We start from the raw sequence: 13,254 nt of genomic DNA on the forward strand, positions 1-13,254 counted from the left end.
CGCTCAGGCCAATAACGGCGTCACAAGCCCGCGTTTGGCATAGAACGTGTCGACAAAGGCGGCCAATGTACCTTGTTGAATAGCCTCGCGCAAACCAGCCATAAGCAGCTGGTAATGGCGCAAATTGTGGATCGTATTGAGCATGCTACCCAGCATTTCGCCGCACTTGTCCAGGTGGTGCAGATAGGCGCGGGAGAAGTTTTTGCAGGTGTAGCAATCACAGGTCGGATCCAGCGGCGACTCATCGTAACGATGAAACGCATTACGGATTTTCAGAACACCGGTATCGATGAACAGATGACCGTTGCGCGCATTGCGCGTAGGCATCACGCAGTCGAACATGTCGACGCCGCGGCGGACACCTTCAACCAGGTCCTCGGGCTTGCCTACACCCATAAGGTAACGAGGTTTGTCCGCCGGCATGAGGCCCGGCAGGTAGTCCAGCACCTTGATCATCTCGTCCTTGGGTTCGCCGACCGACAGGCCGCCAATCGCCAGGCCGTCAAAGTCGAGTTCGTTCAGGCCTTCGAGGGAGCGCACGCGCAGGTTCTCGTGCATGCCGCCCTGAACGATGCCGAACAGCGCCGCCGTGTTTTCACCGTGGGCAACCTTGGAACGCTTGGCCCAGCGCAGCGACAGCTCCATGGAGGTGCGCGCGACATCTTCGTCGGCCGGGTAAGGCGTGCATTCGTCAAAGATCATTACGACGTCGGAGCCGAGGTCGCGCTGAACCTGCATCGATTCTTCAGGCCCCATGAACACTTTCGCGCCGTCGACCGGAGAGGCGAAGGTCACGCCCTCCTCCTTGATCTTGCGCATCGCGCCCAGGCTGAACACCTGAAAACCGCCGGAGTCGGTCAGAATCGGGCCTTTCCACTGCATGAAATCGTGAAGGTCGCCGTGGCCTTTGATGACTTCAGTGCCCGGACGCAGCCACAGGTGGAAGGTGTTGCCCAGGATCATCTGAGCGCCGGTGGCCTCGATGTCCCGAGGCAGCATGCCCTTGACCGTGCCATAAGTGCCGACCGGCATGAACGCAGGCGTTTCGACAACGCCGCGGGGAAAGGTCAGACGACCACGACGCGCTTTGCCATCGGTGGCCAGCAGCTCGAAAGACATACGACAGGTGCGACTCATGCTTGATCCTCTGGGGCCGATTCCGTCGGGGTTGATTCCCCGGGAGCGGTCGGCGCGGGATTGCGGGTGATGAACATGGCATCCCCGTAACTGAAGAAGCGGTAACCATGCTCCACCGCAGCCGCGTAGGCCGCCATGGTTTCGGGGTAACCGGCGAATGCCGAGACCAGCATCAACAGCGTCGATTCCGGCAAATGGAAGTTGGTGACCAGCGCATCGACCACATGAAAGGGTCGGCCCGGGTAAATAAAGATATCGGTGTCGCCGCTGAAGGGCTTGAGCACGCCATCGCGTGCGGCACTTTCCAGCGAACGCACGCTGGTCGTGCCCACGGCGATCACCCGACCATCGCGTGCGCGGCAGGCGGCCACGGCGTCGACCACTTCCTGAGTGACTTCAAGCCACTCGTTGTGCATGTGGTGATCTTCGATACGCTCGACGCGCACCGGCTGGAACGTCCCGGCGCCGACGTGCAGCGTCACGAATGCGGTCTCGACGCCCTTCTCGGCAATCGCGGCCATCATGGTCTGATCGAAATGCAGACCTGCCGTCGGCGCTGCCACCGCACCGGCGCGCTGGGCGTACACGGTCTGATAACGCTCGCGATCGGCATCGTCGTCCGGGCGGTCTATATAAGGAGGCAACGGCATGTGCCCGACGCGCTCGAGCAGCGGCAGCACCGGCTCAGCAAAACGCAGTTCGAACAACGCATCGTGGCGCGCGACCATCTCGGCCTCGCCCCCGCCATCGATGAGAATCGTCGAACCCGGCTTGGGCGACTTGCTGGAGCGCACATGGGCCAGCACACGGTGCTGATCGAGAACGCGCTCAACGAGGATTTCCAGCTTGCCGCCCGAGGCTTTCTGCCCGAACAGCCGCGCCGGAATCACCCGGGTGTTGTTGAAGACCATCAGATCGCCAGGGCGCAAATGCTCCAGCAAATCAGTGAATTGGCGGTGTGCCAGCGCGCCGCTTGGCCCGTCGAGGGTCAGCAAACGGCTGCTGCGTCGCTCCGCCAGAGGATGGCGAGCGATCAATGAATCCGGGAGCTCGAAGGTAAAGTCAGCGACACGCATGATGGGGTTCGTCTAGCAGGGCCGGGAAGTTTAGCCGAATAAGTGAAAATTGACCATGAAACATGATTGACCAACGGTAGGCTCGTCTCTATACTTCGCCGCCATTGAGCCCTGATGGCGGAATTGGTAGACGCGGCGGATTCAAAATCCGTTTTCGAAAGAAGTGGGAGTTCGATTCTCCCTCGGGGCACCAAACAGCAACACCTTCAAGTGGTTACGTGACTTGAAGCACAAAAAAACCGGCCAGATTTGAGCCGGTTTTTTTGTGGGCGCGATTCGGTGGATGCCGGGAGTCGCGGGCCAATGGCCCTGCCTTTGACTCATCACTGGCGCCGCAGAGAGCGGTATACGTCCGCTGCAAATCTCATGGCGATCAAACCGGCCCCTTCCCGGCTGAAGCCGGTCCCACTGAGACAACGCGTGCGCTAGCAGGACTTTAGCCGGGAAAGCGTGGGGTGTCCCCGGCAGAGTTGAGGGTTTTCACACTCACCTCTTCCCAGCTAAAGCATGCCTCCTGAAATGGCAGGAAATGAGCCTACCCACAAAGCGGGTTAACCCGGCGGATAGCCCTCGGTAGCCTGCTCGCAAAGCTCAAAACTCAAAACTCAAAACTCAAAACTCAGGGATTGGTCATCGGCGATGACAAAATCGCCCTCAACTACATTTCTTATGTTGGTCACTTTCGCCTCAAAGGGTACTGGTACCCACTGCAGGACGTAGCTGGCAAAAGCTTTCTGCCTAACACGACGTTTGAACAGGTAGTTCAGCGCTACGAATGCGACCGCGAAATCCGAGCCATCATCATGGCGTCGGTGGAAAGGCTCGAGGTTGCAGTACGCACTGTGATCTGCAATTTGCTAAGCCTGAAGTACTCCCCGCATTGGTATCTGAAAACGGAGATCTTCGCGCCCAAAGGCAAAGTTGGCCTAGGACAAATGCTTTCCAAGATTGAGGGGGAGGTCGAACGAGCGTCTTCCAGGCTGTACATCAAGGCTTGTTAGGACAACTACGATCTCTTCGAAGTTCGGTACAACGCAGGTTGCCTTCAACGGCGACTTCAAGGCCAGGTTGGAATCAATGGAGGGGCGGTATGGCGCTGCTCACTTCCAGCGAATGGGATTTCCCGAGCATTGGAAGACTGGTGCCAAAGGCTGGTAGCCGCCTTGTTTTGCCATCGTCAGCGTGCTCATTCCCTTCGTGTGAGTAAACCGGCCTCCTCCCGGCTGAGCCGGTCCTACTAACACAACGCTTGCGCTCAGTCGCACTGGCCTTAGCCGTGGAAGCGCCACTTGTCACGTCGCAACTCTGACGGCGTTCAAATCCACCTATCCCACTGCGGCACGTAACCGCTTCCGCACCTAGCCGTTTTATCTGTAGGCAACGTCCGACAACCAGCTCAGAAGCCTCTCAGCTAGCATCACAACGCACATTGAGTATGATCGAACCAAGACGGCACTTAGCCAGTTTCCAACCACCGGCTGCGCTTAAGGATAAGAGATGCAATCAGTCATTTACCGCGTGGACCTGAGCCTATGCTCGCTGGCCGAATTCCAGCAGGATGTGGATAAATACGCGGGCAATATCAGGTGTGTCGAGTGCGAGGCAGGCGCCTGGTTTGTCAGCGGATCAACTGGCGGGCTGCGTGAGCGAACTGCGTGTTTCGCAGCGCATCACAAAGAAGGCTGCCAAATCAAAACGGTGATACTCGTCGTCGACGGCGAAGAGCCTGGCACTGTCGATGGTGAAGATACCGCGCATATCGTCGTGGATCTCGACAAGCGAACACCGCAAACCATTCTCACACCGGCCCCTCCTACGACACCTCCCGCAGGATCACCGTGGGGCAGCATCCAAAAGCAATACGCAAACCCAGCGGACTATCCAGTCAATAAGTCGCTGAGACAAATCCTGTCGAGGCTGTTGCGTAACCCTGACTACCCCGAAGATGAAACCAACATCAGGATAACCGCCGACAACGGGCGGGTAGTACTTGAAGGGGGCATTCGCCGCTTGCTGTCCTCCCAATATCAACTTTCGGATATTGAACTGGGCTCCGTGCGCCTGTTCTGGGGACAGATCAATAACGTCAACCGAAAGGACGGTTCAGCTTGGCTCAACTGCGGCGACTATCTCAGTGAGCCAAGTATCCTCATCCGAGATAAGGACCTGGAAGATGACATGCTATCGGCGTTCAAGCTCAGCGACCTTACCGATCTCGCAGGTGCGAGATTCATCATGGTAGGGCACCTGTCAGGGTCTGTAAAAAAAAAGATCCTGAACTTCGCTTTCGCCAAATATATCGCTTTCGTGAAATACCGGATCAAAGATGAAAACTGAATATGATCACCTGCACATCGATTGAAGAAGTCCGGCAGCACATCGACTGCATTGACCGTGATCTCGTGTCATTGCTCGCCCGTCGCGGGAATCTGGTTAACCAGGCTGCGGCGTTTAAAAACACGACGGCCCAGGTCAAGGCGCCCTCAAGGGTTGAGGACGTGATTGCGAAAGTCCGGGCCGTCGCAGAGGACTGCGGGGCCTCTGCGGAGATAATAGAAAAGGTATACCGGGCGATGATTGCAGCGTTCATCGAAGAAGAATTGTCAGCTCATGCTGCATCCCAGCGGACTTCACTATGAGCCCGGTGTTAATTACCATACAGATCAGGCAAACTTTTGGAGTTTAAGCTGATGAGACCTTTCCTGGGCTTCTTAGCTATGATGCTTACAGCATCTCTGGCCTTCGCAACTGATCGTCCCTCCTCTCCACAAAGCATCGGGCAAAGCTACGGACAAAACTACAAGGATATGGTGCTCGCAACGTGTGTGGCGAACGCTTATAAGGATGACAAGAACGCAGCGACAGATGCCGGCAGCAGTGTTAGCGCGTTGCGTGACTGGACGTATTACGACTTGGAAAAAAGTCCGGATGAAGTCAAAGCCTTGGTAAACAGCTATATGGGCAGGAGTTATAAAAACCCGTTAGTTGAGGCTGAGGTTAAAGGTGTCAGGTTCGACTTTTTGAAATGCCTGGATCTGTATCACAGTAAAGAACTCGACGCCCTCGCAAAGAAAGTAGTGATCAATCCCGATCACACCTACAAGCAAGATAACCCTTAACTCTCGGATTGATCATGGCTTGAAGCACAAAAAAACCGGCTAGCTTTGAGCCGGTTTTTTGTGGGCGCGATTTGGGTCCCAGAACAATCGAAGAGCCAGGAGCCGGAATTCGAGGCGCAGCGCAGGAAGATTCGACCTAAAGCGACCGAACCGATGAAGGCCCGCCTCGGTCGAACGCCATGCAATGCGCCCCCGAGGCGCGCACGCCGCTGGAGTTTTAGCGGTCAGCCATTCACCTAAAACCACCGGCCTTCCATGTTCGAACACATCGACTTCAACTATCTGCTTTCAAACTACGGGTACTGGGCCGTCTTCATCGGCTGTCTGCTGGAAGGGGAAACCATTCTGATCCTCGGCGGGCTGGCGGCGCACCAGCACGTCCTGCAATGGCAGCAGGTGCTCATCTACGCCACGTTGGGCGGGATGCTCGGCGATCAGATTCTGTTCTGGACCGGGCGCTACTTCGGGCCACGTCTGCTGCCGCGCCTGCACCGCCAGCAAGCGACCATCGACCGCGTCTCCGACCTGATCAAGCGCTACCCCACGGCGTCCATTTTCTCGGTGCGTTTCCTCTACGGCATGCGTCTGATCGGGCCTTTGGTCATCGGTGCGAGTCGCTTGTCGCCCATCCGTTTTGCGATCATCAACCTGATCGGCGCCGCTGTCTGGGCAAGCCTCTTTCTCGCGGCCGGCTATTGGGCAGGGGGCTTTCTCGAGACCATGTTCGGCAACCTGAAACCCTATCGCCTGCCAATCTTCCTGGGCGTGGTCGTGGTGGGCGCAGCCGTCGCGTTGTATCGGCATCGTCGGGCGAAAACCCGGCCTGCCCGGCAAGCGGCCAAGCGGGCAAAAGACGTCCCACCCTCCTCCGCGGGATAACGCTTCCCATCTGCGGCGACCGCCTCTATAACGGCAGACAGGCATTTGACGCAGAGGGATCGACTCGATGAACACACGCATCACCGCCGGTTTGCTGTTGAGCATGGTCAGCATCGTCCAGGCCCAGGCCGCTGAGACGCCGTCGCACCTGGACACCGTCATGCAGAAGGGCCAAATGGCCGTTTGCACGACAGGGGATTACAAGCCCTACACGTTTCTCAAGTCCGACGGCCAGTACGAAGGCATCGACATCGAACTGGCCCAGTCGCTGGCGCAGAGCCTGGGGGTGAAGATCGAGTGGGTCCCGACCACTTGGAAAACCCTGATGACCGATTTCACGGCTGGCAAATGCGACATGGCGGTCGGCGGAATCTCGGTCACCCTGGAGCGGCAAAAGAAGGCGGCGTTCAGCAGCACGCTGGACATCGACGGCAAGGTCCCGCTGGTGCGCTGCGAAGACGAGTCGAAGTACCAGACCCTCGAGCAGATCAATCAGCCCGGCGTTCGCCTGATTGAACCTCAAGGCGGCACCAACGAAGCCTTTGCCCACGCCTATCTGCCCAACGCCAGCCTGGCCTTTCACGACAACAAAACCATTTTCCAGCAGTTGCTCGACAAGCAAGCCGACGTGATGATCACCGACGCGTCCGAAGCGCTCTACCAGCAGAAACGCATGCCCGGCTTGTGTACAGTCAATCCGTCGAATTACATGCAGTACGGCGAAAAGGCCTATCTGCTGCCGCGGGATGACGTGGCCTGGAAGGCCTACGTTGACCAATGGCTGCATCTCTCTAAAGCCACCGGCGCTTACAAGAAAGTGGTAGGCGAGTGGCTGGCGATGCCTACAGAGTGACCGTGCGCAGCATGCCCGCAAGACTTCGGCACAGGACCCCGCCGTATACATGAAAACCAATAGAACCATTACTCGCGCATTTTGCGTCGAGCTGCAGGAAGAGCTTTCCATCGTGGCGGCGCGACGTGAGTACTTTTCTCAAGAGCTACCCCGGGCGCGCTTCAGTTTCCTGTGTTCGTCAGAGCCGTGCCGAGCCCTGGGTGTCAAAATCACCGGGGTTCGCTATGACGTTAAGCCCCAGGAGCATCCGACTTTCGTTGCCGCGCACTACCGGGCCAACCCGAACTACGAACATCACGCCGATTGCGAATGGGTGGATGAAGCCGTCGAGACGCCGGTTGTGCAGGAAGCCGAAACCGAGGCCGAAAGCGAGCTGCGCAAGGTCAAGCGCAAGCTGGACGACTACATCGACGTCTTCGATCCGAGCCCGAAGGAACGCGCAAAACCCACATCGCCGACAGATAAGCCTGACGCCGATCCGCCCGAGAAGCCCGACGACATCGCGGCCCCTGCTGACACATTGAAGGCCAAACAGGAAAAGCAAAATCGCACCAGCAATCTGGAGCGCCTGGTCGACAGCTTTCGTCAGGCCCAAGCCTCGTTGAGCAAGGAAGAACTCGCGCTGCTGACCCTGCGCATTCCAGGTCAGGGCGAGGTGTCCCTGCGCGCCTATTTCCGCCATATCAAGTTCGCCCAGCTGAATGACGAGCGACGCGTGCTGTATGGCGGCGGACTGGTCGAGCGCTACGGGACAGGCTTCAAATTCAAGTTCTTCGATCGCCTGCAAGGCAAGTTGGTGACCTTGTACGTCTCACCCGTGCAGATGCAGGCCTATCGCTCCAGTCGCTACCTCAGCGAGCTGCTGAGCCATGCGGACGAGGTGCGCTTCTTCACCATCTTTGCCTTGGGCACACTGGTCGCCAGCCCTTCCGGGAAAAGCGTCAGCGTGGAGATCGAAGACTTGCGCCATCTGGCCATCGTGCTCGGGCCGGCAAAAGACCCCGAAGAGGCCTCTGCCAAAGGGCCAACCAGCTAAACCAGAGACTTTATTCAGCTCGAAAAAAAACCCGGTTTCTCTCGCGAGCCACCGGGTTTTTTGCGTTTCATTCAAGCGACTAAGGCGCTGCGTATGTCACCAACAGCTCCTTAGTTACCTGAAAATCCAGCGACATCGCCACGCTCAAGGCTGTGATCGTGAAGATGGAGAACACGAACAGCTTGCGTGCCCAAACGGTGTCGTCTTTGGCTTTGTAGCCGGTCCAGGCCATGTACAACCAGTACATGCCCATCGCCGCTGCCACGGCCAGGTAGTTGAGCCCGGCGTAGCCGCCGAACGTCAGCATCAAGGTCGCGAGCAGGAAAGCCAGGATGTAGATCAGGATGTGCCGCTTGGCGACCCGGATACCGCGTTTTACCGGCAAGACCGGAATCGAGGCAGCCCTATAGTCGTTGAAGCGGAAAATCGCGATGGCGTACGAGTGAGGCATCTGCCACAGGCTGAACATCACCAGCAAGGTCAACGCCGCGAGGTCGAAGGTGTTGCTGACTGCGACGTAACCAATCACCGGTGGCATCGCGCCCGACAGGCTGCCCACCAACGTGCCATGAACCGACCTGCGCTTCAGGTACAGGCTGTAGAAGCCGACGTAGATCACGAAGCCGATCACGGCAAACAGCGCCGCCAGTGCGTTGGCCTTGGTGTACAGCAGACCGACGCCGACAATGCCCAGCACGGTGGCGTAGATCAGCGCCAGTTTCACTGACACCAACCCTTGCACCAGCACCCGATTCTTGGTGCGCTCCATCTTCACATCGATATCGCGATCGATGCAGTTGTTGAATACGCAGCCAGAAGCCACCACCAGTGAAGTCCCGATCACCGCTGCCAGGAACAGGCCGATGTCGACATGTCCCTTGGACGCCAGAAAAAAGCCACCTGCCACCGAAAGCACGTTACCGAAAATGATCCCCGGTTTGGTGATTTGGATAAAGTGCTTCAGTGACATCAGGTTTTCCTCACTTCGCCATCATGGCGGTGTGAATGCTGAACATGATCCAGGTGCTCAAGCCAACGAGCAGCACGATCACAAGGCCAGCGAAGGCAAACGCGATGACGTTGTTGCGCTGTGCTGCGGATCGGTCAAGGTGCAGGAAGTACACCAGGTGAACCAGAACCTGCACGACTGCGAAGATCAGAACGACCCACAGAGTGGCCACTTTCGAAATCGTCGGGAACATCACCAGACCGAAGGGAATCGCGGTCAGGATGATCGACAGTACGAAACCGACCATGTAGGACTTGAAGCTGCCGTGGCCGGCATCGTCATGGGATTGATGTGAATTCGCCATTTAAATGGTCCCCATCAGATAGACAACGGTAAACACGCAGATCCAGACAACGTCCAGGAAGTGCCAGAACAGGCTGAGCATGCTCAGGCGAGTCTGGTTGGTCCCGGTCAGACCGTGCTTGGAGACCTGATACATCATGATCGCCATCCAGATCAGGCCGCTGGTCACGTGCAGACCGTGGGTGCCGACCAGCGTGAAGAACGCCGACAGGAAGCCGCTGCGGTTAGGACCGTAACCTTCGGAGATCAGCAGGTGGAACTCGTTGATCTCCATGCCGATGAAGCCCAGGCCGAACAGGAAGGTCACGAACAACCAACCCAGAACGCCCGACTTGTTGCCCTTGTGCATCGCCAGCATGGCGAAGCCGTAGGTGATCGAGCTGAGCAACAGGCAGGCGGTTTCGCCAAGCACGTAAGGCAGTTCGAAGATGTCGTGGCCCGCAGGACCACCCGCAACGTTATTAACCAGTACCGCGTAAATGGCGAAGATCGACGCAAACAGAATGCAGTCGGTCATCAGGTAGATCCAGAAGCCGTAGATTTTCATCTCGCCGGCGTCATGGTGACCATGGTCGTGCTCGTGGTCATGACCGTGGTCGTGACCCTTCGCACCATCAAATACTAAGTTCGACATTGTTTATGCCTGCTCCAGCTTGTTGACAGGAGTGTTTGTCTGGTCGTTGCGGACCCGGGCCAGGATCGCGTGCTGTTCGCCTTCGATGCGTGCCACTTCGGATGCAGGAACCATGTAGCCCTGATCGTCACGTGCCGCGTGAATCACGAAGTACACGATGGTACCGATCAAGCTGACGGCAGCCAGCCAGAAGATGTGCCAGATCATCGCGAAACCGAACACGGTCAGCAGACCGCCCATGATCATGCCCGTTGCCGTGTTGTTCGGCATGTGGATATCGGAGTACTTGGCCGGAACCTTGTACGCCTCGCCATCACGCTTGGCGGCATAGAACGGATCAATCTCGTTGGCTTTCGGCATTTCTGCAAAGTTGTAGAAAGGCGGTGGCGACGAGGTGGACCATTCCAGGGTGTGGCCATTCCATGGGTCACCGGTCAGATCGCGGTTCTGCTCGCGGTCACGGATACTCACGAAGATCTGGATCAACTGACAGGCGATACCGATAGCGATCAGCAAAGCACCGACGAACGCGACGTGCAGGTACGGCGTCCAGTCCGGGTTGTCAGTGGTGTTCAGACGACGGGTCATGCCCATGAAGCCCAGTGCGTACAGCGGCATGAAGGCGACGTAGAAGCCCGAGATCCAGAACCAGAACGCTGCCTTGCCCCACTTCTCGTTCAGCTTGAAGCCGAACGCTTTAGGGAACCAGAACGCGAAGCCGGCGATGTAACCGAACACAGCGCCACCGATGATCACGTTATGGAAGTGCGCGATCACGAACAGGCTGTTGTGCAGAACGAAGTCGGCACCCGGGATAGCCAGCAGTACGCCGGTCATACCACCGATGGAGAAGGTCACCATGAAGCCCAGGGTCCACATGACTGGCGCGGTGAAGCGCAGACGTCCCTGGTAGATCGTAAACAGCCAGTTGAACAGCTTCACACCCGTCGGGATGGAAATCAGCATCGTCGCCAGACCGAAGAAGGCGTTGACGCTTGCACCCGAACCCATGGTGAAGAAGTGGTGCAGCCAGACCATGAAGCCGAGAATCGAGATCGCACCAGAGGCGTAGATCATCGAGTGATGGCCGAACAGTCGTTTGCCAGTGAACGTCGAGATGACTTCGGAGAAGACCCCGAACGCCGGCAGAATCAGGATGTAAACCTCAGGGTGACCCCACGCCCAGAACAGGTTCACGTACATCATCGGGTTACCACCCAACTCGTTCGTGAAGATGTGGAAGTCCAGGTAACGATCGAGGGTCAGGAACGCCAGGGTGCCGGTCAGGATCGGGAACGAAGCCACGATCAGGACGTTGGCCCAGGTGCAGGTCCAGGTGAAGATCGGCATGTCCATCAGTTTCATGCCAGGGGTACGCATCTTCAGCACGGTGACCAGGAAGTTGACCCCGGTTAGCGTTGTCCCCAGTCCTGACAGCTGCAGTGCCCAGATGTAGTAATCCACACCCACGCCCGGGCTATAACCCAGTTCCGACAGCGGTGGATAGGCAACCCAGCCGGTACGTGCGAACTCGCCGACGCCCAGAGACACGTTGACCAGAATCACGCCGGAGAGCAGCAGATACAGGCTCAAGGAGTTCAGGAACGGGAAGGCAACGTCACGAGCGCCAATCTGCAGAGGCACGACAATGTTCATCAGGCCAGTGAAGAACGGCATTGCCATGAAGATGATCATGATCACACCGTGAGCGGTGAAGATCTGGTCATAGTGCTCAGGCGGCAGGTAGCCGGGTGAGCCTTCAGTGGCCATGGCCAATTGCGAACGCATCAGCACGGCATCGGCAAAGCCGCGCAGCAGCATGACCATTGCAATGATGATGTACATGACACCGATTTTCTTGTGGTCGACGGACGTCAGCCACTCGGTGTAGAGGTAAGTCCACTTCTTGAAGTACGTGATCAGGCCCACCAGCGCCACACCACCGATCGCGATCATGGCGACCGTGATCATGACTATCGGCTCGTGGAACGGAATCGCGTCCAGACTTAATTTACCAAACATTGTTTACTCCTCTGCCTGAGCAGCTGAATTCTTACCCATGTCCATCCCTTCCGTACCTGCTACTTCTTTCTTCTCATGGACAATCTTGCCCGGCTTCATACCTTCATACTTGTCGATGATGATCTGGAACAGGTTCGGAGTGACCGAGGAGTAGAGTTCAACGGGGTTACGTTCGCTAGGCTTGGCCAGCGCGGCGTATTCGGCCGTTGCCAGTTGTTTCGGTGAATTCTTGACGTCGGCAACCCAGGTGTCGAAATCAGCCTGTGAGGTAGCAGTCGCCTTGAACTTCATGCCGGTGAAACCTGCGCCGCTGTAGTTGGCGGAGATACCATCGAACTCGCCGTTTTCATTTGCGATCAGGTGCAGCTTGGTCTGCATGCCGGCCATTGCGTAGATCTGGCCGCCCAGTGCAGGGATGAAGAACGAGTTCATGACCGAATCGGACGTGATGCGGAAATTGATCGGCGTGTTGGCCGGGAACACGATCTTGTTGACGGTGGCGATGCCCTGTTCCGGATAGATGAACAGCCATTTCCAGTCCAGCGCGACCACTTCAATGGTCAGCGGCTTGACGTCCGACTCGAGCGGGCGGTAGGGATCAAGCGCGTGGGTCGACTTGTAGGTCACATAGCCGAGCACGATGATGATGGCCAATGGAACCAGCCAGACCACCAGTTCAATACGGGTCGAATGCGCCCAGTCGGGCGTGTACGTCGCGCTCTTGTTCGTAGCGCGATACTTCCAGGCGAAGATGATGGTCATGAAAATGACCGGCACCACCACCAGCAGCATCAGCAAGGTAGCAGTGATGATCAGGTCACGTTCTTGAACACCGACATGCCCTTTGGGATCCAGCAGGGTGTAATCGCACCCGCTGAGCAGGAGCATGCTGAAAAGGGCCAAGAAGCCAAAAAACCTGGGGTACCTTTTTTTACTCATCTCACGACCTCTAAAAGCAGCTTTCGCATCGCAGTTGGGTTTCGACCGCCAACACTTCACCCTGCCAGGTGCTGGCAAATGCTTGGATTGAAAAGGGGCCTGTCAGGAAGCATAGGGGCCTCACAACAAATCCGGGTTGATCGTTGGTTTCTTATTCGAATGGTGGCACCCGCTAATGCGGACCCGATCCCTTGGCGCAGACATTCAGAACGTGACTCAGGAGGCCATTCGAACCGCGTCTACTAGA

General features: G+C 57.2%; 14 protein-coding genes and 1 tRNA gene. 8 read left to right on the top strand and 7 right to left on the bottom strand.

The annotated features are described in order from the left end of the window. Nucleotides 1-3 precede the first annotated feature (3 nt). Nucleotides 4-1,119 carry a tRNA guanosine(34) transglycosylase Tgt gene (gene tgt, locus OKW98_RS24435; RefSeq protein ID WP_265389826.1) on the bottom strand — a complete coding sequence of 372 codons (1,116 nt, stop codon included), beginning with the start codon at nt 1,117-1,119 and terminating at the stop codon, nt 4-6. Nucleotides 1,120-1,133: 14 nt separating this feature from the next. Then, complete coding sequence (gene queA / locus OKW98_RS24440) at nt 1,134-2,213, bottom strand: tRNA preQ1(34) S-adenosylmethionine ribosyltransferase-isomerase QueA (RefSeq protein ID WP_265387022.1); 1,080 nt, start codon at nt 2,211-2,213, stop codon at nt 1,134-1,136. A 108-nt stretch (nt 2,214-2,321) separates the two neighbouring features. Between queA and OKW98_RS24445 the strand changes: the two genes are divergently transcribed. The 8 genes from OKW98_RS24445 (at nt 2,322) to OKW98_RS24475 (ending at nt 8,100) form a co-directional block, all read left to right on the top strand. Continuing rightward, nucleotides 2,322-2,406, top strand: a tRNA-Leu gene (locus OKW98_RS24445). 433 nt (nt 2,407-2,839) lie between these two features. Beyond that, nucleotides 2,840-3,214 (top strand): Abi family protein, encoded by a 375-nt coding sequence (locus OKW98_RS27715; RefSeq protein ID WP_416147653.1) that lies wholly within the window; start codon nt 2,840-2,842, stop codon nt 3,212-3,214. Nucleotides 3,215-3,710: 496 nt separating this feature from the next. Further along, nucleotides 3,711-4,550, top strand: coding sequence for a hypothetical protein (locus tag OKW98_RS24450; protein ID WP_265387023.1), 840 nt, complete (start codon nt 3,711-3,713; stop codon nt 4,548-4,550). Nucleotides 4,551-4,552: 2 nt separating this feature from the next. Next, complete coding sequence (locus OKW98_RS24455; protein ID WP_265387024.1) at nt 4,553-4,852, top strand: chorismate mutase; 300 nt, start codon at nt 4,553-4,555, stop codon at nt 4,850-4,852. A 51-nt stretch (nt 4,853-4,903) separates the two neighbouring features. After that, a complete protein-coding gene (locus OKW98_RS24460) occupies nt 4,904-5,332 on the top strand; it encodes a type VI secretion system amidase immunity protein Tai4 (RefSeq protein WP_265387025.1) in 429 nt (142 codons plus the stop codon). 255 nt (nt 5,333-5,587) lie between these two features. Then, nucleotides 5,588-6,211 carry a DedA family protein gene (locus OKW98_RS24465; RefSeq protein WP_265387026.1) on the top strand — a complete coding sequence of 208 codons (624 nt, stop codon included), beginning with the start codon at nt 5,588-5,590 and terminating at the stop codon, nt 6,209-6,211. A gap of 58 nt (nt 6,212-6,269) precedes the next feature. Continuing rightward, nucleotides 6,270-7,064, top strand: coding sequence for a transporter substrate-binding domain-containing protein (locus OKW98_RS24470; RefSeq protein WP_416148539.1), 795 nt, complete (start codon nt 6,270-6,272; stop codon nt 7,062-7,064). A 49-nt stretch (nt 7,065-7,113) separates the two neighbouring features. Continuing rightward, nucleotides 7,114-8,100: an ATPase gene (locus OKW98_RS24475; RefSeq protein WP_265387028.1), complete on the top strand. Its 987-nt coding sequence runs from the start codon at nt 7,114-7,116 to the stop codon at nt 8,098-8,100. 79 nt (nt 8,101-8,179) lie between these two features. Here OKW98_RS24475 and cyoE read toward each other — a convergent pair whose 3' ends face one another. Genes cyoE through cyoA form a run of 5 tightly spaced genes read right to left on the bottom strand, consistent with a single transcriptional unit; the run spans nt 8,180 to nt 13,007 of the window. Further along, nucleotides 8,180-9,070 (bottom strand): heme o synthase, encoded by an 891-nt coding sequence (cyoE, locus tag OKW98_RS24480; RefSeq protein ID WP_265387029.1) that lies wholly within the window; start codon nt 9,068-9,070, stop codon nt 8,180-8,182. Between the two features lie 10 nt (nt 9,071-9,080). Beyond that, nucleotides 9,081-9,413 (bottom strand): cytochrome o ubiquinol oxidase subunit IV, encoded by a 333-nt coding sequence (gene cyoD, locus OKW98_RS24485; RefSeq protein ID WP_237251226.1) that lies wholly within the window; start codon nt 9,411-9,413, stop codon nt 9,081-9,083. Then, on the bottom strand, nt 9,414-10,046 hold the full coding sequence (locus OKW98_RS24490; RefSeq protein WP_074886388.1) for a cytochrome o ubiquinol oxidase subunit III: 633 nt from the start codon (nt 10,044-10,046) through the stop codon (nt 9,414-9,416). A 3-nt stretch (nt 10,047-10,049) separates the two neighbouring features. Then, entirely contained in the window at nt 10,050-12,068 is a 2,019-nt protein-coding gene (gene cyoB, locus OKW98_RS24495; protein WP_265387030.1) for a cytochrome o ubiquinol oxidase subunit I, read from the bottom strand. Nucleotides 12,069-12,071: 3 nt separating this feature from the next. Then, the gene (cyoA, locus tag OKW98_RS24500; protein ID WP_237251229.1) at nt 12,072-13,007 is read right to left on the bottom strand and encodes a ubiquinol oxidase subunit II; all 936 of its coding nucleotides are present in this window, start codon (nt 13,005-13,007) and stop codon (nt 12,072-12,074) included. Nucleotides 13,008-13,254: the final 247 nt, after the last annotated feature.

Source organism: Pseudomonas sp. KU26590 (assembly GCF_026153515.1).
Classification (GTDB): Bacteria; Pseudomonadota; Gammaproteobacteria; order Pseudomonadales; family Pseudomonadaceae; genus Aquipseudomonas.

Coding starts and splice junctions, on each gene's coding strand:
- tgt (WP_265389826.1), bottom strand. CDS start 1,119: ATGTCTTTCGAGCTGCTGGCCACCGATGGCAAAGCGCGTCGTGGTCGT.
- queA (WP_265387022.1), bottom strand. CDS start 2,213: ATGCGTGTCGCTGACTTTACCTTCGAGCTCCCGGATTCATTGATCGCT.
- OKW98_RS24450 (WP_265387023.1), top strand. CDS start 3,711: ATGCAATCAGTCATTTACCGCGTGGACCTGAGCCTATGCTCGCTGGCC.
- OKW98_RS24455 (WP_265387024.1), top strand. CDS start 4,553: ATGATCACCTGCACATCGATTGAAGAAGTCCGGCAGCACATCGACTGC.
- OKW98_RS24460 (WP_265387025.1), top strand. CDS start 4,904: ATGAGACCTTTCCTGGGCTTCTTAGCTATGATGCTTACAGCATCTCTG.
- OKW98_RS24465 (WP_265387026.1), top strand. CDS start 5,588: ATGTTCGAACACATCGACTTCAACTATCTGCTTTCAAACTACGGGTAC.
- OKW98_RS24475 (WP_265387028.1), top strand. CDS start 7,114: ATGAAAACCAATAGAACCATTACTCGCGCATTTTGCGTCGAGCTGCAG.
- cyoE (WP_265387029.1), bottom strand. CDS start 9,070: ATGTCACTGAAGCACTTTATCCAAATCACCAAACCGGGGATCATTTTC.
- cyoD (WP_237251226.1), bottom strand. CDS start 9,413: ATGGCGAATTCACATCAATCCCATGACGATGCCGGCCACGGCAGCTTC.
- OKW98_RS24490 (WP_074886388.1), bottom strand. CDS start 10,046: ATGTCGAACTTAGTATTTGATGGTGCGAAGGGTCACGACCACGGTCAT.
- cyoB (WP_265387030.1), bottom strand. CDS start 12,068: ATGTTTGGTAAATTAAGTCTGGACGCGATTCCGTTCCACGAGCCGATA.
- cyoA (WP_237251229.1), bottom strand. CDS start 13,007: ATGAGTAAAAAAAGGTACCCCAGGTTTTTTGGCTTCTTGGCCCTTTTC.